The sequence below is a fragment of the Staphylococcus sp. aM genome (assembly GCF_052975125.1).
In genome coordinates this window covers 799,400-822,606 of the sequence record NZ_CP121447.1, presented here as the reverse complement: position 1 = coordinate 822,606, position 23,207 = coordinate 799,400, and the positions used below count along the sequence as shown (strand labels likewise).

28 protein-coding genes, 1 pseudogene and 1 riboswitch are annotated in these 23,207 nt (G+C 33.8%); of the genes and pseudogenes, 1 reads left to right on the top strand and 28 read right to left on the bottom strand.

Annotated elements, in window-relative coordinates:
- Window positions 1-55: 55 nt before the first annotated feature.
- The 6 genes from thiE to P7F85_RS03940 form a co-directional block, all read right to left on the bottom strand.
- Window positions 56-697 (bottom strand): thiamine phosphate synthase, encoded by a 642-nt coding sequence (gene thiE / locus P7F85_RS03965; protein WP_015364827.1) that lies wholly within the window; start codon window positions 695-697, stop codon window positions 56-58.
- A complete protein-coding gene (gene thiM, locus P7F85_RS03960; protein ID WP_002466779.1) occupies window positions 698-1,489 on the bottom strand; it encodes a hydroxyethylthiazole kinase in 792 nt (263 codons plus the stop codon). It lies immediately after the preceding gene.
- Window positions 1,482-2,303: a bifunctional hydroxymethylpyrimidine kinase/phosphomethylpyrimidine kinase gene (gene thiD, locus P7F85_RS03955; RefSeq protein ID WP_002466789.1), complete on the bottom strand. Its 822-nt coding sequence runs from the start codon at window positions 2,301-2,303 to the stop codon at window positions 1,482-1,484. Before thiD ends, thiM begins: the two co-directional genes overlap by 8 nt.
- On the bottom strand, window positions 2,296-2,985 hold the full coding sequence (tenA, locus tag P7F85_RS03950) for a thiaminase II (RefSeq protein ID WP_447158565.1): 690 nt from the start codon (window positions 2,983-2,985) through the stop codon (window positions 2,296-2,298). Before tenA ends, thiD begins: the two co-directional genes overlap by 8 nt.
- A gap of 77 nt (window positions 2,986-3,062) precedes the next feature.
- A riboswitch (TPP riboswitch) is annotated at window positions 3,063-3,164 on the bottom strand.
- A gap of 161 nt (window positions 3,165-3,325) precedes the next feature.
- On the bottom strand, window positions 3,326-4,057 hold the full coding sequence (locus P7F85_RS03945) for a transglycosylase family protein (protein ID WP_046464492.1): 732 nt from the start codon (window positions 4,055-4,057) through the stop codon (window positions 3,326-3,328).
- Window positions 4,058-4,465: 408 nt separating this feature from the next.
- The gene (locus P7F85_RS03940) at window positions 4,466-4,849 is read right to left on the bottom strand and encodes a single-stranded DNA-binding protein (RefSeq protein ID WP_002466750.1); all 384 of its coding nucleotides are present in this window, start codon (window positions 4,847-4,849) and stop codon (window positions 4,466-4,468) included.
- Between the two features lie 187 nt (window positions 4,850-5,036).
- On the opposite strand from P7F85_RS03940, the gene P7F85_RS03935 reads away from it, so the two are divergent.
- Window positions 5,037-5,477, top strand: a complete 441-nt coding sequence (locus P7F85_RS03935) for a YwpF-like family protein (RefSeq protein WP_002466783.1) — start codon at window positions 5,037-5,039, stop codon at window positions 5,475-5,477.
- 8 nt (window positions 5,478-5,485) lie between these two features.
- Here P7F85_RS03935 and P7F85_RS03930 read toward each other — a convergent pair.
- From P7F85_RS03930 to P7F85_RS03825, 22 genes and pseudogenes are all read right to left on the bottom strand, one after another.
- A pseudogene (locus P7F85_RS03930) lies at window positions 5,486-5,804 on the bottom strand (transposase); the annotation flags it as partial.
- Between the two features lie 283 nt (window positions 5,805-6,087).
- On the bottom strand, window positions 6,088-6,528 hold the full coding sequence (gene fabZ, locus P7F85_RS03925) for a 3-hydroxyacyl-ACP dehydratase FabZ (protein WP_002451649.1): 441 nt from the start codon (window positions 6,526-6,528) through the stop codon (window positions 6,088-6,090).
- A gap of 43 nt (window positions 6,529-6,571) precedes the next feature.
- Window positions 6,572-7,837, bottom strand: coding sequence for a UDP-N-acetylglucosamine 1-carboxyvinyltransferase (gene murA, locus P7F85_RS03920; protein ID WP_002466773.1), 1,266 nt, complete (start codon window positions 7,835-7,837; stop codon window positions 6,572-6,574).
- Between the two features lie 111 nt (window positions 7,838-7,948).
- Window positions 7,949-8,182 (bottom strand): DUF1146 family protein, encoded by a 234-nt coding sequence (locus tag P7F85_RS03915; protein ID WP_015364825.1) that lies wholly within the window; start codon window positions 8,180-8,182, stop codon window positions 7,949-7,951.
- A 151-nt stretch (window positions 8,183-8,333) separates the two neighbouring features.
- Complete coding sequence (locus P7F85_RS03910; protein WP_002451652.1) at window positions 8,334-8,738, bottom strand: F0F1 ATP synthase subunit epsilon; 405 nt, start codon at window positions 8,736-8,738, stop codon at window positions 8,334-8,336.
- Window positions 8,739-8,757: 19 nt separating this feature from the next.
- Window positions 8,758-10,170, bottom strand: a complete 1,413-nt coding sequence (atpD, locus tag P7F85_RS03905) for a F0F1 ATP synthase subunit beta (RefSeq protein WP_270251652.1) — start codon at window positions 10,168-10,170, stop codon at window positions 8,758-8,760.
- A gap of 21 nt (window positions 10,171-10,191) precedes the next feature.
- Window positions 10,192-11,058: an ATP synthase F1 subunit gamma gene (gene atpG, locus P7F85_RS03900; protein WP_002466776.1), complete on the bottom strand. Its 867-nt coding sequence runs from the start codon at window positions 11,056-11,058 to the stop codon at window positions 10,192-10,194.
- 30 nt (window positions 11,059-11,088) lie between these two features.
- Window positions 11,089-12,597 carry a F0F1 ATP synthase subunit alpha gene (atpA, locus tag P7F85_RS03895; RefSeq protein WP_002466761.1) on the bottom strand — a complete coding sequence of 503 codons (1,509 nt, stop codon included), beginning with the start codon at window positions 12,595-12,597 and terminating at the stop codon, window positions 11,089-11,091.
- Window positions 12,598-12,619: 22 nt separating this feature from the next.
- The gene (locus tag P7F85_RS03890) at window positions 12,620-13,159 is read right to left on the bottom strand and encodes a F0F1 ATP synthase subunit delta (RefSeq protein ID WP_002466758.1); all 540 of its coding nucleotides are present in this window, start codon (window positions 13,157-13,159) and stop codon (window positions 12,620-12,622) included.
- A complete protein-coding gene (locus tag P7F85_RS03885; protein WP_002451657.1) occupies window positions 13,159-13,680 on the bottom strand; it encodes a F0F1 ATP synthase subunit B in 522 nt (173 codons plus the stop codon). Before P7F85_RS03885 ends, P7F85_RS03890 begins: the two co-directional genes overlap by 1 nt.
- A gap of 95 nt (window positions 13,681-13,775) precedes the next feature.
- Window positions 13,776-13,988 carry a F0F1 ATP synthase subunit C gene (gene atpE, locus P7F85_RS03880; RefSeq protein ID WP_001048816.1) on the bottom strand — a complete coding sequence of 71 codons (213 nt, stop codon included), beginning with the start codon at window positions 13,986-13,988 and terminating at the stop codon, window positions 13,776-13,778.
- 40 nt (window positions 13,989-14,028) lie between these two features.
- Window positions 14,029-14,757: a F0F1 ATP synthase subunit A gene (atpB, locus tag P7F85_RS03875; protein ID WP_002466772.1), complete on the bottom strand. Its 729-nt coding sequence runs from the start codon at window positions 14,755-14,757 to the stop codon at window positions 14,029-14,031.
- Window positions 14,758-14,782: 25 nt separating this feature from the next.
- Complete coding sequence (locus tag P7F85_RS03870; protein ID WP_002466745.1) at window positions 14,783-15,133, bottom strand: ATP synthase subunit I; 351 nt, start codon at window positions 15,131-15,133, stop codon at window positions 14,783-14,785.
- A 161-nt stretch (window positions 15,134-15,294) separates the two neighbouring features.
- Complete coding sequence (gene wecB, locus P7F85_RS03865) at window positions 15,295-16,416, bottom strand: non-hydrolyzing UDP-N-acetylglucosamine 2-epimerase (RefSeq protein ID WP_031464145.1); 1,122 nt, start codon at window positions 16,414-16,416, stop codon at window positions 15,295-15,297.
- A gap of 40 nt (window positions 16,417-16,456) precedes the next feature.
- A complete protein-coding gene (upp, locus tag P7F85_RS03860) occupies window positions 16,457-17,086 on the bottom strand; it encodes a uracil phosphoribosyltransferase (protein ID WP_002451661.1) in 630 nt (209 codons plus the stop codon).
- A 38-nt stretch (window positions 17,087-17,124) separates the two neighbouring features.
- Window positions 17,125-18,363 (bottom strand): serine hydroxymethyltransferase, encoded by a 1,239-nt coding sequence (glyA, locus tag P7F85_RS03855; protein ID WP_002466747.1) that lies wholly within the window; start codon window positions 18,361-18,363, stop codon window positions 17,125-17,127.
- Between the two features lie 22 nt (window positions 18,364-18,385).
- Window positions 18,386-18,910 (bottom strand): TIGR01440 family protein, encoded by a 525-nt coding sequence (locus P7F85_RS03850; protein ID WP_002466769.1) that lies wholly within the window; start codon window positions 18,908-18,910, stop codon window positions 18,386-18,388.
- Window positions 18,911-19,002: 92 nt separating this feature from the next.
- The gene (locus P7F85_RS03845; RefSeq protein WP_002466767.1) at window positions 19,003-19,443 is read right to left on the bottom strand and encodes a low molecular weight protein arginine phosphatase; all 441 of its coding nucleotides are present in this window, start codon (window positions 19,441-19,443) and stop codon (window positions 19,003-19,005) included.
- Window positions 19,440-20,483, bottom strand: coding sequence for an L-threonylcarbamoyladenylate synthase (locus P7F85_RS03840; protein ID WP_002466748.1), 1,044 nt, complete (start codon window positions 20,481-20,483; stop codon window positions 19,440-19,442). Before P7F85_RS03840 ends, P7F85_RS03845 begins: the two co-directional genes overlap by 4 nt.
- Window positions 20,484-20,649: 166 nt before the next feature.
- Window positions 20,650-21,486, bottom strand: coding sequence for a peptide chain release factor N(5)-glutamine methyltransferase (prmC, locus tag P7F85_RS03835; protein ID WP_015364823.1), 837 nt, complete (start codon window positions 21,484-21,486; stop codon window positions 20,650-20,652).
- Entirely contained in the window at window positions 21,473-22,549 is a 1,077-nt protein-coding gene (gene prfA, locus P7F85_RS03830) for a peptide chain release factor 1 (RefSeq protein ID WP_002466766.1), read from the bottom strand. Before prfA ends, prmC begins: the two co-directional genes overlap by 14 nt.
- Window positions 22,549-23,148, bottom strand: a complete 600-nt coding sequence (locus tag P7F85_RS03825) for a thymidine kinase (RefSeq protein WP_002466778.1) — start codon at window positions 23,146-23,148, stop codon at window positions 22,549-22,551. Before P7F85_RS03825 ends, prfA begins: the two co-directional genes overlap by 1 nt.
- Window positions 23,149-23,207 lie beyond the last annotated feature (59 nt).

The window sequence follows — 23,207 nt, the reverse complement described above, 5'->3', positions numbered from 1 at the left end:
TTATTCTATCATACTCATACTCTAGGATAAAACAAAAAGTGGAAAAAATTAAAGATTACTTGAAATATTTCTTGAATTCATTAACAGTGTTGTCAATATTGTTACTTCTACTTATTGCTGAAATCACTGAAATACCATCAGCCCCTGCATTAGCAATGAGTCCTACATTATCTTCAGTAATACCGCCAATGGCAACCATAGGAAATTTACCCATTTTTTGTCTTAATTGTTTAATCATATCAGGTCCTACAGGTGCATTAGCATCACTTTTAGATGGCGTTTCAAACATTGGTCCAACTCCGATGTAATCAACATTAGTGAGATCCGATTTTTCATACTCATACAAATTACCGACACTAAGACCAATAATCTTATCTTGAAAGTCATTTGAAAAGGCTCTAACCGCTTCATCATCTTGACCAACGTGAATACCATCAGCATTAATACGCTTAGCTAGAGACACATCATCATTAACAATAAATGGTACAGAATATGTGTTACATAGCGCTTGTAACTCTTTAGCTAATTTTTCTTTATTCAATCCAGATAAAGCCTTGTCGCCTTTTTCTCTAAATTGAAACATCGTTATGCCAGCTTCTAAAGCTTGTGTAAGGATGTCTTGAATAGTTTGATTTTCTGGTATATCTTGAGTGCCACATATAAAGTAAATTTTTAATTCTGAAGCTTTAAATGACATTTATTCAACCTCTTCTTTGCTAACAAATTTTTTATAGGTTTGATAATTCAATAAATACAATTGATCTAGCAATTCAGACAAAAATGAGCCAGGACCTTTAGCATGATCTGCTTCTTCAGCAACTTCTCCAGCTATATTATAAAAACTTACTGCTTCGACAAGTGTTTCTTGTTGAGGATGCTGATTTCTAAATAAGAAACTAGCAATAATTCCACCTAATAGGCAACCAGCACCTGTGATTTTAGCAGACATTGGTGAACCGTTCGAAAGTTTAGTCACTTTGTCATCTTGAACAACAATATCTTCTTTTCCTGTGATTACAATTGCAGTTTGATATTTTTGATAAGCCTTCTTAGCAATATCTATTGCATTTAGCGAACTATCTCCATCAGTACCCTTCATTGTTGTATTGTTATCAATGAGAGTCAAGATTTCTGAAGCGTTGCCTTTAATCACTGCAACTTTAACTTCATTTAAAAAGTTTTTACAAAAATCTTTTCTGTATTGTGAAGCTCCTACTGCGACAGGATCAAAAACAATTGGTGTACCAATTTGATTTGCAATTTTACCTATCTTAATTAAATCTGCTTCATTATTATGCGTAAGTGTACCAATATTAATAAGTAATCCACTCGCAACTTGATAAAAATCTTTAGCCTCTTCTGGTGCTTCACTCATTGCCGGACTTGCACCAATACTTAATAATCCATTTGCAGTAAAATTCTTAACTACATCGTTTGTATAACATACAATTAAAGGGTTCTCATTTCTTAGCTTTTCTAAATTATTCATCATCTAAACCTACTTTCTTAAGATACGCAAAATGATTGACTGGGCCACGACCTTTACCAATCTCAGGGGTATATTTAATACTCAACGAAATAAATTTTTTTGCTTTTTCAACTGCTTCATAAATACTACGACCTTTAGCTAGTTCGGCAGCAATGACAGCTGAAAACGTACAACCTGTACCGTGTGTATGTTTAGTATCAAATCGTTCATCTTCAAATGTGTAAACGCCATCTTTTGTAAATAAAAAATCTTTAGCATTATTTAAGTCAGCAGAATGTCCACCCTTAATGACTACACCCTTGCTTCCAATTTCATTGATAAATATATCTCCTGCTTTTCGAATATTTTCTTCAGTATCAATCTTTATTCCAGTGATTTCTTCCGCTTCTGGAATATTAGGCGTAACAACATCAGCTAGTGGCAATAATGTACTTTGCAACTTTTGTTTGGTTTGATCATCCATCAACGAATCCCCACTTTTGGCTAACATGACAGGATCAATCACGTATGGAATTGTAGGATAATCTTCTAAATAATTTTTGATTAATTGCATCGTCTCCTCTGTAGCAATCATTCCTGTTTTAATTGCATGAGGAAGTTCATCATTAAATACACTATCCAATTGCTCTTTAACCCATGATGTCTCTAAATTATGAATATGGTCTACCCCCATTGTATTCTGAGCAACAATACTTGTTATAGCTGCCATTCCATAAACACCACAAGAATGGAATGACTTCAAATCAGCCATTACACCAGCACCGCCAGTTGGATCAGTACCTGCAATAGTTAAAGCAATTTTAGGTTTATTCATCTTTGTCACCTCTAAAATTCCATTTTTCATCTACGTAGGCCATATTGAAAAAGTTTCTTTCATGAATAGTACTTTGTAAGAAATTCTCCTTAATCTCTTCTTTTCTTTCTGAAGTACAATTCTCTGTTAAACGATCCATTAATTCATCAAATAAATTTACTAATGCATCCATTTCTGTACTATAAAATTCAAACCAATTAGACGTAATTGAATCTTTATTAAGTTGATTGTCCTTTATCGCTCTTTTACCAATTACCGCATATACATATGGACATGGTGCCATTGCTGCAATCGTATATGCAGCATTTTCATGTGCATAGGCATTATAGTACATATGCTTAATATAATGATCACCACTTGGTGGCCATACCTTTTCTTTAACAATCTCATGATAAGGTTCATTGATAAATGAAGCTAAAATTTCATGTGCCTCTACTTCACCTTCTAATAAAAATTCAATCTGTTCAACTAAAAATTTAACATCATCCATATTAGGCACTTTAGGAATTAATAGTGCATATAGATTAGCAAATTCTTTTAAATAAGATGCATCTGCACGTAAATATTGTCTCACCGCTTGTTTAGATAATTCACCATGTAATAAATCTTGAATGAAACCATCATTATAGATATCTTCAATAATAGGTTCTGCTGCCATTCTTAAATCTTTAGAAAAACTCATAAAATTGCCTCCTTGAAATAAAAAAACTACTTTCCAAACGTGGAAAGTAGCAAAATTAAGGCACGACCTCATACCGTTAATATGTTACACTACTTTCCTCCGTTGGTACTAACCAAATCAGGTTTTAAGGGTCTGAATTAAATTCATCTCAGCCTTCATAGGCGCCCCTAGTAGTTCTTTTTTTAATCATTTTCAATTATTACAATAGCAAATGTAACATATAAATTCAATTATTAAAAAATGTATATCAATATATCTTTTGATATACATATAACTAAATCTAACTTTTCACAAATAAAAAACACCCTATCTAAAGATAGGATGTTTAGTGAAATCTATATTATGCAGTAACCCATTGGCTTGGGCCAGCTGTATCATATAATTTTTGTGCTGCAGCGTCTTGAACATGTTCAGGAGCGCTAGAAGCTGGTTGACCTTTGTACTCAGATGGAGCTACTGAATCCCATGTAGATTGTAAGAATTGATACTTACCTGAAGCACCTGTTGATGGGTTTGTAGCGTGGATGTCGCCACCTGATTCACGTTGTGCGATTTGTTTTAAGTGATCATTAACATTTACTGATGAACCACTTGAAGCTTCATTTGAGCTTGATTCATTGTTTGAAGTAGTAGCTTCTTGTTGTGGTTGTTGAGTTTGCTCTGTTTGTGGAGCAGAAACTTGCTCAGGTTGATCAGAGTTTGATTGTTGTTGGTTGCTAACTTCTTCTGCTGAAGTTTGGTTAGTTGATGCTGAACCTTGTTCACTTACATCTTGTTGTGGTTGAGCTTGAGTATTTGAAGCTTCACTTGATTGACCAGATTGGTGGAAATCCCATGAGAAGTTTGAACCATCTGATTCAAAATGATAAGTGAAACCATTATAATCGAATGTATAGTTATAAGCGCCTTCTTGGATAGGGCTTTCGTTTAATGATTGATCATTTGATTGTGCTTTTTGAGCTAATTCAGCTTCATTGATATTTGCTTCACTTGCGTGTGCGTCGTGTCCAGCGTTACCTGCTACAACGCCTAATCCTACTGCTAATGATGATGCGATAATTGTCTTTTTCATTATTAAAAAATCCTCCTAAAAGTGATTTGTTTTCTTTAACTAATTTACAAATACAACTTTAACATCTATAAATACACTGCAGGTTACAGCCAAATAAAAAAGGAAGCCTTTTTTTTACGTCCTAATTACATCGTAAATTGGTGTAAATTTAAATTATAAGTCTTTTGAAAACTGCCATGACAGTTTATAAAGGTTACATACTTGTGATATGTATGTAATACAAATGAAATCTATCAGATAATTCTGACGTAAAAGTGCCTATTTTTAAGTAATATATGGTACAAAAACGACCTTTTTATTTTATTAAATTTTAAAAAGGTCGCTTGAGTATAATTGAAAGATGATAATTTATATTAAGATAGGATAAAAGTATAAATAATTGGGAGTTGTTGAATAATTAATGGCTATCTAACCTATATGAAAGCATTCATTTTGTGCTTCATTAAATTCGTTAGAGAGGATATTGGATTCTTTTGTCTTAGAGGACATAAATTTAATTGTTTCTACATATACTTCAGTTACAAAATGTGTCTGATTATCTTTTTCATACTTACGAGATCGCATTTGACCTGTAATACCCACTAAAGAACCCTGTGATGTATACATTTCGATATTCGTAGCTGTTTTACCAAAAGCTTTACAATATAGGTAATCGCATGCGATTTCATTGTTCTGATCTTTATAATTTCTTTCCGTAGCAACGCAAAATGTTGCTACTTTACTACCTTCCTCCTTTTCAAAAATTTGGGCATCCTTTGTAAGTCTGCCAACTAAAACTATTTTATTTAACATGTGTCACCTCCTCTTAAGTAATATAATAATCACATCTATTAATACCGTCAAAATGCTAATTTTTCGAAATATATAGCTATTTCCCCTTCATTTTTGATATATTTAAAGAAAATAATCAATATTTAAATCGGTTGATTAAAAATAAATCACTTTTTGTAAATATATAAATAAATGGGATGTGGACTTAATGAAGACATTTAAAGCTGTACGTTTTCAAATTGTAAGCGAGAATGGCGGTGTAACTGAATATGAACTAGAAGACGGCGTGATTATCAATAAAGAAGGTAGTGGTACAGGATGGCTTTTAGAAATTGTCATTTCTAATGAACACTATCACACATTTAAGGAGTATAAAGACAATGAACAATTGTTAGATATACGTGTTGTCATAACAAGACCTGCCAACGATCCTGCATTATTTGATGCCACTGTAAAAAGTGTAACTCAGTTTGAAAAAACAATGTCTATAGTATTCGAATGCCATATTTATACTCTTAGACAAGTCTATGCAGAAAGTTTATTAGAAGAATTAGTTAATGATGGACTAACTGGTGAAGAATTAAAGAAAACATTCAATCGTATGATGCAATCTAAACCTAAACTTAAAGATGAAAAATTCGAAAGATAAATTCAAAAGGGGTTGACTCTAAAACGGTTAATGGTTTTATAAAAAGGTGTTTGATTTTGTGATAACCACATCATTCTAATGCTATCATTAAGAAGTTTCTCTATTTTACGACCAGAGAAAACAGGTTGCGTATAAGCATATAGAAGAATTTTTAACATCATTTTTGGATGATATGATGTAGCACCTCGATGGTGATTCAATTCATCGAATTCATTATCTGGGATTGTTTCAACAATTTCATTCACATATCGAGCAATCATTTGTAGGAATAAGAATTGAAGTTTCCATTGGTTGTGTAAGTTGAGACATGTTATAAACTTTATACATAAGGCACCTCGTTGATTTAGTTTATTGATATTTATTAAATTATACGAAAGGGCCTTATTTTTTTAAAGTATTTTAATGTAAAATAACATGTTAATACGTAGTATTGTTGACGAGACTCCTGAGGGAGCAGTGCCAGTCGAAGACCGAGGCTGAGACGGCACCCTAGGAAAGCGAAGTCATACAATACGAAGTATTGAATATAAAAAGAAGCACAAAGATGATTTTCAATTTCAAATCATCTTTGTGCTATTATTTTTGTGATTTATGTCCCAGGCTCTTTGTTTTACTTAGCATCTTGAATTGCAAAAGTTAATTCACAACTACATGCTAGTTGACCATCTACTGTAGCTTTAGCAGTACCTTTTCCAATAGGTCCTTTTATTTTTGTAATTTCTACTTCTAGCATAAGTGTATCACCAGGTGTTACCTGTCTTTTAAAACGACACTTATCTATACCTGCAAAAAGCGCAATTTTACCTTTATTTTCTTCACTATTTAACATAGCTACTGCACCCGTTTGCGCCAACGCTTCTGTAATTAATACACCAGGCATTACAGCATAATCTGGAAAATGCCCTTGGAAGAATGGTTCGTTACCTGAAACTTGTTTTAATCCCACACAACGCTTACCTTCTTCGTATTCTACAACTCTATCTATCAGTAAAAATGGTTGTCTGTGTGGTATGATTTGTTTGATTTGATTATAATCGAAAATTGTTTCCATGATGTTTAACCCTCCATGTTTGACCAAAAGTTAATGCTTCAAATTAATCATTAATACGTTCGATATTAGCGCCTAATGATTTTAATTTGCCATGTAAATCTACATAACCTCTATCTAAATGTTTTAATTCAGTAACTTGAGTTGTACCTTCAGCAACTAAACCAGCTAAAATAAGTGCTGCTGCTGCTCTTAAATCAGTTGCTTTTACTTGTGCACCTTGTAAATCACTCTTACCTTCAATCTTAGCGCTTCTACCTTCAACATCAATATTTGCATTCATTCTACGGAATTCTGCAACATGCATAAATCTATTTTCAAAGACTGTTTCTGTAATAACTTTATGACCATTCGCTGTTAATAATAATGCCATCATTTGAGATTGCATATCTGTAGGGAACCCAGGGTGTGGTAATGTTTTTACATCTACAGGTTTTAAATCTCCTTCAGCAGATACACGAATTCCATCTTCTTGATAATCTAATTTAACGCCCATTTCTTCAAGTTTATAAACTAAGCTAGACATATGCTCTTTGATTGCACCACGAACAAATATATCTCCACGTGTTATCGCACCTGCAATAAGTAAAGTACCTGCTTCAATTCTATCTGGAATAATTGAATGCTCTACACCTGTTAAATATTCAACACCATGGATTGTAATAGTGTCTGTACCAGCACCTGTAATTTTTCCGCCCATTTCATTTATATAATTAGCTAAATCAACAATTTCAGGTTCTTTAGCAGCATTTTCTAATACTGTTTTTCCTGATGCTAATGATGCAGCCATAATTAAGTTTTGAGTCCCGCCAACGCTTGGGAAGTCTAAATGTATTGAAGCACCTTTTAAACCATCTTTTGCATTTGCATAAATATTTCCATTTTCTAAATGTATTTCAGCTCCTAATGCCTCAAAACCTTTGATATGTTGTTCAATAGGACGACTTCCAATCGCACAACCACCTGGTAATGCAACTATCGCATGTCCTAAACGTGCTAATAAAGGTCCCATAACTAAAATACTTGCACGCATTTTACTTACATATTCATATGGGGCCTCTTCATTTAATGTTTTAGTAGCATCTACTACCACTGCATTTTCATCTTTTTTATATGTAACATCTGCATTTAATGTTGATAATACATTATTAATTGTTTCTACGTCACTTAATGCAGGTACATTAACTAATTTGCTTGTACCTTTAGAAGCTAAGAGTGAAGCTGTTAACACAGGTAAAACTGCATTTTTAGCACCTTCTACTTTGACTTCTCCTTTTAATTGGTTACCACCATTAATTACTATTTTATCCATCTTAAATCCTCCACTTAAATCTCCTAGTTATTTACATTTCCCTACTATATAAAATTTATTATTCATTATTATATTATATCCGTTTTTCAATATGAAAAAACTAAAAACGCACTATTTCATTATATATTTTAATTGAGTGGAAAACTGTAATAAGTCAATTATGAAATTACTCACACTCGTTCCCAACATTATAGCTATAAATATCATACAAATTTGAACTTGTGTAGCATAACCTTTTTTAAAAAATTGATCGAGGCGAATTGAATTCAATGCCCAATAAGCTATGCAAATACATATCACATGTAATATCAAATGTATAATTGCAAACTGTCCAAGATAATCCATAGTTAACTCCTTAGAATTGATTACTGTATAACATTGTACATGAAAAAAGTTAATAATGATACTACAATTAACTGTAAACAAAGGAAGATTTATATGTATATTAAAAGGCTTGGAAACACCATATCTGGTTTATTTCCAAGCCTTTTATCATTTATTTAAGTTCAGCCACACGTAAACGGTTATTTGCTCGTTCTAACGCTCTTTTGGCTCTATTAATGTCACTATTATCATCATCATTATCTAAATGCGATTCTGCTCTTGATTTAGCTAATTTAGCTCTTTCAACATCAATTTCAGTAGCAGTTTCAGCTGTTTGGACAATAATTGATAGTTGATGTTGTCTAACTTCTACAAACCCATCACTAACTGCTATATATTCATTTCCATTATGAAAATTTACTTTGACATAGCCAGTCTTTAATGCAGAAACGGTTGGAATGTGTCCATTCATCACACCCATTTCGCCAGCTGTAGTTTGTAAAACAGCTAGTTCTACATCATCTCGTTCATAGACAGAACCATTAGGAGTGACAATATTTAGGCTTAATGTATTCATTATCCATACCTCCTAATTATTAGACTTCAACACCCATGTCTTTAGCTTTCGCAATTACATCTTGCATGCTACCTACTAAGCGGAATGCATCTTCCGGAATATGATCATATTTACCTTCTAAGATATCTTTAAAGTCCGCTACAGTTGTTTTAACAGGAACATAAGATCCTTTTTGACCAGTGAACTGTTCAGCCACGTGGAAGTTTTGTGATAAGAAGAATTGAATTCTACGTGCACGTTCTACAGTTTGTCTATCTTCTTCAGATAATTCATCCATACCAAGAATTGCAATGATATCTTGTAATTCTCTATATTTTTGTAATGTAGATTGAACTCCACGAGCTACTTCATAATGTTCTTGACCAACAATTGATGGTTCTAAAGCTCTAGAAGTTGATGCTAATGGATCAACAGCTGGATAAATACCCATTTCAGTTAACTTACGCTCTAAGTTTGTAGTTGAGTCTAAGTGAGCGAAGGCAGTTGCTGGCGCTGGGTCAGTGTAGTCATCGGCAGGTACGAAAACTGCTTGAATAGATGTTACAGAACCTTTATTTGTAGATGTAATTCGTTCTTGTAATTGACCCATTTCAGTTGATAATGTTGGTTGGTAACCAACGGCTGAAGGCATACGACCAAGTAATGCAGAAACTTCAGAACCAGCTTGTGTAAATCTGAAAATATTATCGATGAATAAAAGTACGTCTTGTCCTTGTTCATCACGGAAGTATTCAGCCATAGTTAAACCAGATAAAGCTACACGCATACGTGCGCCAGGTGGTTCATTCATTTGTCCAAATACCATCGCTGTTTTCTTAATTACACCACTATCACTCATTTCATAGTATAAATCATTACCTTCACGAGTACGTTCACCTACACCCGCGAATACTGAAATACCACCATGTTCTTGTGCAATATTGTTAATTAATTCTTGGATTAAAACGGTTTTACCTACTCCGGCACCACCGAATAGTCCAACTTTACCACCTTTAATGTAAGGTGCTAATAAGTCTACTACTTTAATACCTGTTTCTAAGATTTCTACTTCAGTAGATAATTCATCGAAACCTGGTGATTGTCTATGGATTGGATCACGACGTACGGAATCATCAATTTTCTCTTCCAAGTCAATTGTTTCACCTAGTACATTAAACACTCTTCCAAGCGTTTCATCGCCTACAGGTACACTAATATCTTTACCTGTGTCTTTAACATCCATGCCTCTTTGAACACCATCAGTTGAATCCATTGCAATTGTACGTACAACATCATCACCTAATTGTAGTGCAACTTCTAATGTTAAGTTTAACGTTCCATCTTCTTTTGGAACTTCAATAATAAGGGCATTATTAATATCAGGGACTTCGTTATGTTCAAAGCGAACATCAATAACAGGACCCATAACTTGAGTTACACGGCCAATTCCCATGCTTTTTTCCTCCTTTTAATTTTATTCAAGTGCTGCTGAACCACCAACAATTTCAGTGATTTGTTGCGTGATAGCTGCTTGTCTAGCTCTATTGTATTCTAATGATAAGTCATCAATAAGTTCTGTAGCATTATCAGACGCATTTTTCATTGCTGTCATACGTGATGCATGTTCACTTGCTTTAGCGTCTAAAATCGTACCGTATATTAAGCTTTCTACATATTGCGGTAAGATAACACTTAAGATAGATTCTTTATCAGGTTCAAATTCATATGTAGACATATGACCATGACCTTGACTTGAATCTTCTTGAGATAATGGAAGAACCTTTTTAGTAGTAGGTTTATTTTCTAACACACTTACATAATGACTGTAATAAATATTTAACTCATCAATATTTTCTTCACTGTATAAATCAATTGCATGTTTTGCAAGAGCTTGAATAGATTTAAATGAAGGTTGGTCTGGTAAATCAACTAGTGAACTTTCGATTTCATAACCACGTGTTTTTAGGAAATCAACACCTTGTTGACCTAATACCACAATACTATATTCACTACTATCATTATGCTTTTGTTTGATGTCAGTTACTAATCTTTTAAGTACATTAGCACTGTACGCACCAGCTAAACCTTTGTCACTTGTGATAACAAGATAACCACTACGTTTTACATCTCTTTCTTTAAGCATAGGATGGCTAGAATTTTTGTTTGATCCAGCTACAGCTGTAATAGCATCTTGCATTTTATCCATATAAGGCTTGAATTGTTTAGTATTTTTCTCCGCTCTTCGTAATTTAGAGCTTGATACCATGTTCATCGCCTTAGTAATTTGCTTCATCTTTTTGGTTGATTTTATACGTGTATCTATTTCTTTTAAAGAACCCACTATCTCACCACCTTTAATTACTATTCTTTATTATTCAGATTTACTAAAGCTTTTTTTGAATTCCGTAATTGCAGTATCAAATTTATCAGCATCTGGTAAGCCACCAGTTTCTCTGATTTCTGATAATAAATCAGTTGCATTTGAAGCTGCCCAGTGGTTTAGTTCGTCTTCAAAACGAGTAATATCTTCAACTGGGATATCATCTAGATATCCTTTAGTTAATGCAAAGATAATTAATACTTGATTTTCAACAGGAAGTGGTTTGTTTTGATCTTGTTTCAAGATTTCAACTGTACGTTTACCACGCTCTAATTTTCTAGCTGTGAATTCATCTAGATCAGAACCAAATTGAGCAAATGATTCTAATTCTCTATAAGAAGCAAGGTCTAATCTTAAAGTACCTGCAACTTTCTTCATAGCTTTAATTTGTGCTGAACCACCAACACGTGATACGGATTGTCCAGCGTTAATTGCAGGTCTTACACCTGAGAAGAATAAATCAGATTGTAAGAAAATTTGACCATCAGTAATTGAGATAACGTTTGTTGGAACGTAAGCTGAAATGTCTCCAGCTTGAGTTTCAATAATAGGTAACGCAGTAATTGAGCCGCCACCTAAGTCATCATTCAATTTAGCTGCTCTTTCAAGTAATCTACTATGTAGATAGAAAACATCACCTGGATATGCTTCACGACCTGGAGGTCTACGTAATAATAATGATAGTTCACGGTAAGCTGATGCTTGTTTAGTTAAGTCATCATACACGATTAAAACGTGCTTACCATTAAACATGAACTCTTCACCCATAGTTACACCAGCGTATGGTGCAATGTATAGTAATGGAGCTGGTTCAGCTGCAGATGCTGAAACAACGATTGTGTAATCTAAAGCGCCAGCTTGTCTTAATTTTTCAACGTTCGCTCTTACTGTTGAGTCCTTTTGTCCAATCGCAACATAGATACAAATTGTATCTTCTGTTTTTTGGTTTAAAATTGTATCAATTGCGATAGTTGTTTTACCAGTTTGACGGTCACCGATGATTAACTCACGTTGACCACGACCAATAGGTACTAACGCGTCAATTGCTTTGATACCAGTTTGTAAAGGTTCATCAACTGATTTACGATCCATAACACCAGTTGCTTTCTTTTCCACTGGTCTAGTTTTAGTAGCATTGATAGGACCTTGTCCATCAATTGGTTGACCTAATGGATTTACTACACGACCAATAAGTTCTTCACCTACTGGTACTTCCATAATACGTCCTGTACGTTTAACTTCGTCCCCTTCACTAATATCAGTGTATGGTCCTAAGATAACCACACCAACATTAGATTCTTCAAGGTTTTGTGCTAAACCAAGCACGCCGTTTTGGAATTCTACTAGCTCACCAGCCATAACGTCATTTAGTCCGTGAATTAATGCGATACCATCACCAATTTGTAATACTGTACCAACATCTGTAACGGACATTTCTGACTCATAATTCTCAATTTGTGAGCGAAGTAATGCACTGATTTCTTCAGCTTTTATGGCCATCTATGTCACTCCTCTTTATTAATTAGTTAGCTCTTTTAAATTTACGTTGTAATTGAACAAGATCATTTTTGACACTGCCATCCATAACAGTCGTGCCGACCTTAACTCTAAAACCACCAATTAAGTCTTGATTAATTTTAGTATTTACAATTACTTTAGATAAGTTTGTTTGTTCTTTAACTAGTTCAACGATTTTAGAAATTTCATCATCGTTTAAATCATAAGTTGATTCTATTAATGCGAAATCTTGATTATTGTGTTGATTATACTGAGATTGAAAAGCTTTAAATACATCTTCAATGTATGAAATATGACGATTTTCAGCCAATACTTTTAACATATTAACGATATATTGATTAGCGCCACCATAAACATTTTCTACAAAACTTTGACGTTTTTGTAATGTTAATTTTGGATTACTATCAATAGCTTTTAAGTCTTTAATATAATCGAATGAGGAATGACTAATTACTTCCAATTCCTCATAAATATTATCTAATTGATTTGTATCTGCAGAAACATCGAATAATGCCTTTGCGTATTTATCAGCGACTTTTGCCATTATTTATCGCCTGCCTCTTTTAGATACTTTTCAACTAATTCTTTTTGATCTTGCTCTGAAATTTCTTTTCTAAGAACTTTAGAAGCAATAAGTACAGATAGTTCTGATACTTGATTATTAATATCTGCAATTGCACGTTCTTTTTGACTATTAATTTCACTTTGAGCTGTTTCAATCATGCCGTTAGCTCTTACATTAGCTTCATGAATGATTTCTTCATGTTGTTTTCGAGCTTGAACTTTCGCATCTTCTAGAATTCTTTGAACTTCATCTTGAGTTTCTTTAAGTGTCTGTTTATTTTCTTCTTCAAGTTTTTGTGCATTTAATTTAGCTTGTTCAGCATCGTCGATATCTTTGTTAATATCACGTTCACGTTTGTCCATTACTTCTTTTAATGGACCCCAAGCAAACTTTTTCAATAACGCTAATAGGATAATAAAAGTAACGATTTGTACAATTACAGTACCCCACTCAACGCCTGAAGCTGCACCAATAACGAACATATTAGCTGTTGCAGTCACGGGATCATGACACTCCTTTCGTCAAAATAATCATTAAGCTATAAAAAATAAAACGAACGGCGAGAGTCTAATAGACTTCGCCTTAAATAAATGTCTTATCCAGCAAATGTCATGAATGCAATTACAACACCGATGATAGGTAAAGCCTCAACTAAACCAACACCAATGAACATAATACCCATTAATTGACCACGAGCTTCTGGTTGACGTGCTACACCTTCTACTGTTCTAGATACGATAAGACCGTTACCGATACCTGCACCTAATGCTGATAAACCAATTGCGATTGCCGCTGCGATTAAATTCATAATAAATTTTCCTCCTAAGATTGTATATAATTTTTAAAATTTAGTGTCCATCTGCCACTTTATGTGACATGTAAACCATTGAAAGCATAATGAAGATATATGCTTGGATTGAACCTACAAAGATTGAGAATCCTTGCCAAACAATTAAACCTGGAATACCAATAATCCAACCCCAAGCTGGTTGATTTGTTACAAGTCCAGCTAATAGGCTAAGTAGTAACTCACCTGCAAAGATATTACCATATAAACGTAGTCCAAGTGTTAAGGTTGAAGTGAATTCTTCAAAGACGTTTATAATTGCAAGTGGCCAAAAAGGTTGAACGTATCCTTTAAAATAATTCTTCGTACCACGCATTTTAATTCCATAAAAATGTGTTAAAAGAATTACTGTAGTAGACAATGTCAATGTAACTGTTGCATCAGCTGTTGGTGATTTCCACCATAAATAGTGGTCTTTAGTTACAATTGAGAATGGTAAACCTAGCATATTTGCAATAAAGATGTATAAAATTAAAGTCACTGCTAAGAAGTGAAAATGTCCACCTTTTTTCCATGCCATATTACCTTCAATGATTCCTCTAACAAAGTCAAAAATCCATTCAATGAAGTTTTGTTTGCCAGTTGGTCGTTTCTTCAGATTACGTGTGCAAATAATAGCTAATAGAAAAACGATAACTGCAGTAATTAGCACCATCATTACACTTGCCATGTTAAAAACAAGGTCAAAGCCGAAAACATCCCAACTTACTATCGGATGTTTATGATCCATATTCTCACCTCTTTCGTATTGAATTTTACTCCCTATTAAGTAGAGGGCGACATATGATTACAATATAAGAAATCATTAGCCCTATTAACACCCCAATGATATTGATGTAATCTTTAAAGAAAAACCAAATTGAACACACAACTATAGCAACTAAATATCTCCACATGTTGCCTGTAGATATATGATTAGAATCTGCTTTCTGTGCGTGGAATAAATAACTCTCAAAGATGTATGTATTAATTAAAGATCCACATGTACCAATAATCAATCCAAGTAAAAATGGATGGGGTGAAAAGAGATACAATATACCTAATAATATCAATAAATAAAGATAATATTGTATATATTGTTTGAAAATGATGTAGAAACGACCCATTTGTTTGCCTCCGAGTGTCTTATACAATCATGTAAACCGTTCCACTCATACAATCTAAATGATAATATAGTGGCCACAACGGTGTCAATTCTATTCAAATTGTTGTTAAATTTTAAGGCAAAATTGTCACAAATTAGCCACATTTAAACGGAATACATTTTTTATTGATTAAAATCTTTTGGTTTTTCATTTGTTAAATTAAAATAATACTTAATATGATTCACTATTCTTTCTGAAGATTTACCATCTCCGTATGGATTTTTAGCATTGCACATACGTTGGTAGGCTTGTTGATCTTCTAATAAGTGTTTAGTTTCATTATAAACATTATCTAATGAAGTACCAACTACTTTTAAAGTGCCCGCATCAACGCCTTCAGGTCTCTCAGTATTGTCTCTTAATACTAATACTGGTTTGTGTAATGAAGGTGCCTCTTCTTGGATACCACCAGAATCTGTAAGAATTAAATATGCTTGTTTAGCAAAATTATGAAAATCTAACACATCTAATGGTTCAATGAGTTCTATTCTTTCATGATTCCCTAAAATTTTCTGAGCGATACCTCTAACTGTAGGATTCATATGCACTGGATATACAACAACTAATGATTCATCTTCGTCAGCAAGTTTTCGGACAGCTTTAAAGATATTTTCCATTGGCTCTCCAAGGTTCTCTCTACGATGAGCAGTTAATAACAAAATTTTCTTGTTTTTGTGCTTTTCAAGTATCTCAGATTGATAATCCTCATTAACTGTATAATTCAAAGCGTCAATTGCAGTATTACCTGTCACTACAACCGAAGACTTTTTCTTACCTTCATCCAACAGATGCTTTTGAGCATTTGAGGTAGGTGCAAAATGAATATCAGATAGTACACCTACCATTTGTCTATTCATTTCCTCAGGATAAGGTGAATATTTGTCAAAACTTCTCAAACCTGCTTCTACATGACCAATCGGTACTTGATTATAAAATGCCGCTAAACTTCCTGAAAATGTAGTTGCTGTATCTCCATGAACTAATACCATATCAGGGTTAATACGTTTGATTATTGACTCTAACTCCATCATAGCTTTAGATGTAATTTCTGAAAGTGTTTGACCCTCTTTCATGATATTTAAGTCATAATCAGGTTGTATATCAAATGTGTTTAATACAGAATCTAACATTTCTCTATGTTGTGCTGTAACGACTACACATACTTCTAATTGGTTATCATTTTCTATTGCTTTGACTAGCGGCGCCATCTTGATAGCTTCCGGCCTAGTCCCAAAGATTGTCATAATTTTTTTCTTCAAACGTATCTATCTCCGTTTTCATTTTCTATTTAGTGCCGAATAATCTATCTCCCGCGTCACCTAAACCTGGTGTGATATAAGCTTTATCATTAAGTTTCTCATCTAAAGCAGCAATATAAATATCAACATCATCATGTGCTTCTTTCATTTTTTCTACACCTTCAGGCGCTGCAATTAAGCACATAAAACGAATATTTTTGGCACCTTTATTTTTTAATGACGTGATAGCCTCAATCGCCGAAGCTCCTGTTGCTAACATAGGATCAACAACAATAATTTCACGCTCATCAATATCTTGAGGCATTTTAGAGAAGTATTCTACCGCTTCAAGTGTTTCTGGATCTCTATAAAGTCCAATATGTCCTACTCTAGCTGCCGGAACTAAACTTAAAATACCTTCTGTCATACCTAATCCAGCTCTTAATATAGGTACAATTGCTAATTTTTTACCCGCTAAACGTTTAGCTGTCATTTTAGTTACAGGTGTTTCAATTTCGACATCTTGTAACTCTAGATCTCTTGTTACTTCGTAAGCCATAAGCATACCAACTTCATCAACAAGTTCTCTAAATTCCTTTGTGCCAGTATGAGCCTCGCGAATATAACTTAATTTGTGTTGAATTAATGGGTGATCAAATACATGTACTTTACTCATTTTTCATTTCCTCCAATATTTCTAAAAATTCCTTAATATTATTGATATAAAGGATATTTTTCAGTTAACGCTAAAACACGTGATTTTGCTTCATTTAACTTAGTTTCATCCTCATGATTTTTTAATGCTAAGCTAATGATTTTTGCAACCTCTTCAAATGCTGTTTCATCAAAACCACGTGTAGTGGCTGCTGGTGTTCCTAATCTAATACCACTTGTCACAAAAGGTTTCTCTTGATCAAATGGAATAGTATTTTTATTACAAGTGATACCAACTTTATCAAGTGTTTCTTCTGCTACTTTACCTGTGATATTCACAGAACCTTTAACATCAACAGCTATAAGATGATTATCAGTTCCACCTGATACAATTCTAAAACCTTCTTTAGATAATGCTTCTGCCAATGCTTTTGCATTTTTAATTACTTGATTTTGATATACTTTGAAATCATTGTGTAACGCTTCACCGAAAGCAACTGCTTTTGCAGCAATCACATGCTCAAGTGGTCCGCCTTGGATTCCTGGGAACATTGTTTTATCAATTGCCTTTTTGTATTCTTCTTTACAAAGAATCATCCCACCACGTGGTCCACGTAAAGTTTTATGTGTTGTTGTCGTAACAAAGTCAGCATATTCGACAGGATTTTGATGTAAACCTGCTGCTACTAACCCTGCAATGTGTGCCATATCAACCATTAATTTAGCGCCTACTTCATCAGCGATTTCTTTGAATTTTTTAAAATCAATTTGTCGTGAATAAGCAGATGCCCCTGCAACGATTAATTTAGGTTTATGTTCAATGGCTAACTTACGTACTTCATCATAATTAATAAGTTCTGTATCTTTATCTACGCCATATTCAACAAAATGATATGATTTACCACTAAAATTCACTGGAGATCCATGAGTTAAATGACCACCATGGCTTAAATTCATACCTAAAACTGTATCTCCATAGTCTAACGCTACTAAATATACAGCCATGTTTGCCTGAGATCCTGAATGTGGCTGCACATTTACATGCTCAGCACCGAATAATGCTTTGGCACGATCAATGGCAACTGATTCAGTTACATCAACAAACTCACAACCACCATAATAACGACGACCTGGATAGCCCTCTGCATATTTATTAGTTAGTACTGAACCTTGTGCTTCCATAACAGCTTCAGAAACAAAGTTTTCTGATGCAATTAACTCAATATTATTATTTTGTCGATTAAACTCTTGCTCAATGGCTTCAAAAATTACTTTATCTTGCTTTTCGATGTAAGACATATAAACCCCTTCTTTCAACTAATTAATTATATTTTGCACGTTCGCCACCAATTTTCTTAGGTCTAGATGTCGCAATGGTAACGATTGCTTCCCCAACTTGCTTTACACTTGTTCTAACCGGTACGCAAACATGTTGAATATGCATACCTATTAATGTTTGACCTATATCTATACCTTTAGGCACGGTGATATGTTCAACAACGATTGGGTCTTCCATATGTTGATATGCATAAGTTGCTAAACTGCCACCTGCATGAACATCTGGAACAACAGTAACTTCTTCCATTGTCAGTGGATTAAAATCGGATCTTTCAATGGTGATTGCTCTATTGATATGTTCACATCCTTGAAATGCAAACGAAACACCTGTTTGTAATTTAATTTCATTTAAATCATTAAATATCGATTCAGCTACTTCCATTGATCCTACTGAACCGATGTGTTCACCTAGCACTTCAGAAGTTGAACAACCAATCAAACATATTTCACCTTCATTAAAAAATGACATCGCTTTTAATTCTTCTAACAACATTGAAAAATCTTGCATTTAAAACCCACCCCCTTAAAATATAAAAAAGGAACATAGCAAACTTGCTATACTCCCTTATTATAACGTATTTAAAGCGTAACATATACTAATTATATATAATTCTCTTGCAGATCTTTTGGATTAATTTTACTAATTAAGTCATAAATTTGTTTATAAGTTTTCAAATAAATTTGTTTATCCCCACCATATGGATCATTAACTTCTGATGTGTCACCTACAAATTCACTTAAAGTAAATATATTTAAAGTTGTACCATATTGCGATTTTAAAATGTCTTTATGTGATTGTGACATGGTTAAAATCAGATTTGCTTCGATATCTTTTTCAGAAAACGACTGTGTTAATGATGGATGTGGTAATCCATGTTCTTGTATGATTTCTTGTGACAATTTTGAGACTGGTTGATGATCTAAAGCAAATATACCTCTTGATTCTACTGTAATATTTTCTTTATTAAATAAAGCTTTAGCTATACTTTCAGCCATTGGACTTCGGCAGGTATTGCCTGTACAAACAAACATCACTTTCATAAAGACGCCTCTTTCACAATTTTATTTCCAGCAGCTTTCAACATACGATTCATAATTGCCTCAGATTGATCACTTTCATCAAATCCATAAATATATGCTTGAATAATATCTACACGTTGATCGATTTCATGCAAAATGCTATATAGTAAATGATTCGCTTGTTTGATATCAGCTTCATTATCACATAATTTGATATATGTGGCTTCTTTAGGTAGAAAATGCGACAAACTATCAGGCACAACGAACGCTACCTGTTCCCATTTTTTGTTATCTAGAATTTTTTTATTTAATTCTTTTAAAATGGTTACTGGAGTATCTGGCGAATAATGCTTATATTTCATTCCAGGTGCGATAGGTTGAGAAGCTTCATTATAATTTGATGACTCTATGCAGTTAGGAATTACGTTTTCAAGCATCATCTTAGTTATTGAACCTGGACGTGCAATTCTAAAAGGGTATTGTGTACAATCCAATACTGTACTTTCCAAACCTTCTTCGCTCTGATCACCATTAATAATTCCGTCAATTCTACCATTCAAATCTTGGTATACATGTTCAAACGTTGTCGGAGATGGTCTACCACTAATATTTGCACTTGGTGCCGCAATTGGTTTATCAATCTGTTGTAAAACACCTCTACCAATGGGATGACTTGGCATTCGCACTGCAATCGAATTCAAACCACCAGTTACTTTCGGACATAGATACCCCGACTTTAGAGGTAATATAAATGAAATTGGTCCTGGCCAAAATGTTTCCATTAATTGTTGTACTCTGGGCTCTACTTTATCGATAAAATCATTCATCTGTGACATATCGTGAATATGAACAATTAATGGATTATCAGATGGTCTGCCTTTTGCTTCGTAAATTTGACTAACAGCTTCTTGATTAGTAGCGTCTGCACCTAACCCGTATACTGTTTCGGTTGGTAATGCAACTAAACCACCGTTTAATACTGTGTCTTTAATTTCCAATACGTCTGTACTTTGTTGAATATCATTTCTGTACGATCTTAAATCCCAAATTTTTGTCTCCACTTTTTATTTCCACCTCTCTTCCTTGACTTAACATAAAAAAGGCGGGATAGCTTTTCATCTTTCAATATACAATTGAAAGTAAGCCCATTCCCACCCCACAACTATGTTAAATACATTTAAGAATTTAATAATTAAAAGTAATCCATTTATTTAAATGAGCGTGACTTTACCATTTAATTTCTAAAATTCTATCTAGTTGGTTAATATCTTGATAAATTGAGACTCCCTTATCTGGATACATGTTATTGACCATGTCTTTTAAAGTCTGACCTTGATTATATCCAATTTCAAACACCACATGTGCACCTGGTAAGAGCACCTTTGGTAAATCATTTAGAATCGATTGATAAATAGCATAACCTTCACTTTTAGCAAATAATGCTTGATGTGGTTCATAGTCTACGACTGTTTTGGCCATATCTTTGACTTCTTTGACATCAATATATGGCGGATTAGATATTAAACCATTTAATTTAATATTTCGTTCAATCAAAGGTTTTAATGCATTACCTTGAATGAAATCAATGTTTTCTCCGTGTTGTTCTGCGTTTAATCGTGCCACATCTAATGCATCTTCATACAAATCGGTAGCTATTACGCTTAAAGTAGGCTTTAACTTTTTTAATGTAATGCCTAACACACCACTGCCTGTCCCTATATCTGCTATAGCATCGCCATCGTTACATAGATTTAAAAAATGTAGCATCACTTCTTCAGTTTCAGGTCTAGGAATGAGGCATCGATCAGATACTGTAAATCGGTATCCATAAAAAGATTGAAATCCCACAATATATTGGATAGGCTCCCCAGATAGCATTCTTTGTAAATTTAAACCGAGTTTGGCTTTGTCAGCGACTGACATTTCATCATTCATATGAATAAGGTAGTCCGTACGTGACCAATTAAATGTATCAAGTAATAACCACTCAGCTCGTGTTTGTTCATAGCCTTTCTCTTTTGCTAATGAAATCGCATTTGCTAAGTAATCCTTATAACTCACCATTGTTTAATTCTTTCAATTTGTCTGTTTGTTCAGATAATGTTAGAGCATCGATAATTTCATCTAAATTGCCTTCCATAATCTGACTAAGTTTTTGTAATGTTAAACCAATTCTATGATCAGTTACACGACTTTGAGGATAGTTATACGTTCTAATTCTCTCTGAACGATCACCTGTACCTACTGCTGATTTACGTTGTGATGCATATTTTTGTTGTTCTTCTTGCAATTTCATATCATAAAGTCTTGCTTTTAATACTTTCATCGCTTTTTCGCGGTTTTGTATTTGAGACTTTTCTGATGAAGTAGCAATGACACCTGTTGGTAAGTGGGTAATACGTACAGCTGAGTCGGTTGTATTAACGTGCTGACCACCTGCACCACTTGAACGATACGTATCAATTTTTAAGTCTTCATTTCTAATTTCAATTTCTACATCTTCGACTTCTGGTAAAACTGCTACTGTAGCTGTAGAGGTATGAATACGACCACCAGATTCAGTTTCAGGAACACGTTGAACACGATGTGCACCATTTTCAAATTTAAGTTTGCTGTAAGCACCATTACCTGATACTGAGAAACTGATTTCTTTATAGCCTCCGTGGTCACTTTCAGATACTTCAACAATTTCTGTTTTAAAATGATGAGCTTCAGCATACTTAGAGTACATTCTCATTAAATCTCCTGCAAAAATTGCCGCTTCATCGCCACCAGCTGCCGCACGAATCTCAACGATAACATCTTTTTCATCATTAGGATCTTTAGGAATAAGCAATAATTTTAATTGTTCTTCCATTTCAGGAAGTTCATTTTTTAAACTTGAACTTTCTTCTTTTAACATTTCAATTTCTTCTTTATCAGAAGTTTCATTTAGCATTTCTTCAATATCTGCTAATTCTTCTTTTTTACTTTTATAGCTTCTATAAACATCTACAGTTTTTTGCAATTCTGCCTGTTCTTTTGAATATTTACGTAATTTATCTGAATCGTTTACGACATCTGGATCGCTTAACATTTCATTTAATTGTTCATATCTTTCCTCTACAATTTCTAATTGGTCAAACACTACATTTCCTCCTTCTCATTTTCACTTGGCGCTACAATATGATGCGCTCTACATCTTGGTTCATAACTTTCATTAGCACCTACTAAAATAATAGGATCATCTGCTTTAGCCGGTTGACCATCGATAAGTCTTTGTGTTCGACTTGAAGGCCCTCCACATACCGCACATACAGCTTGCAATTTTGTAACATGCTCACTTAAAGCCAATAATTTAGGCATTGGCTCAAACGGTTCGCCTTTAAAGTCCATATCTAATCCAGCCACAATGACACGATGACCTTGATCAGCAAGTTGTTGTATGATACTTACAATATTTTCATCAAAAAATTGAACTTCATCAATGCCGATAACATCTGCATGAGATAAGTCATGATTTAAAATTTCTCTAGCTGTTGAAATATTTATAGCTTCAATTGCATTGCCATTATGTGAAACTACCTTTTCTTTATGATAGCGATCATCAATTGCTGGTTTAAAAACAATAACTTTCTGTTTAGCATAAATCCCTCGTCTAAGTCGACGTATAAGTTCCTCTGATTTACCACTAAACATACTTCCGGTAATACATTCTATCCATCCGGAATGATAAGTTTCATACATTAAGCGTTCCACCCTTTTTCAAAACATAATCGCTTAATTATATCATATTTTAAAATATC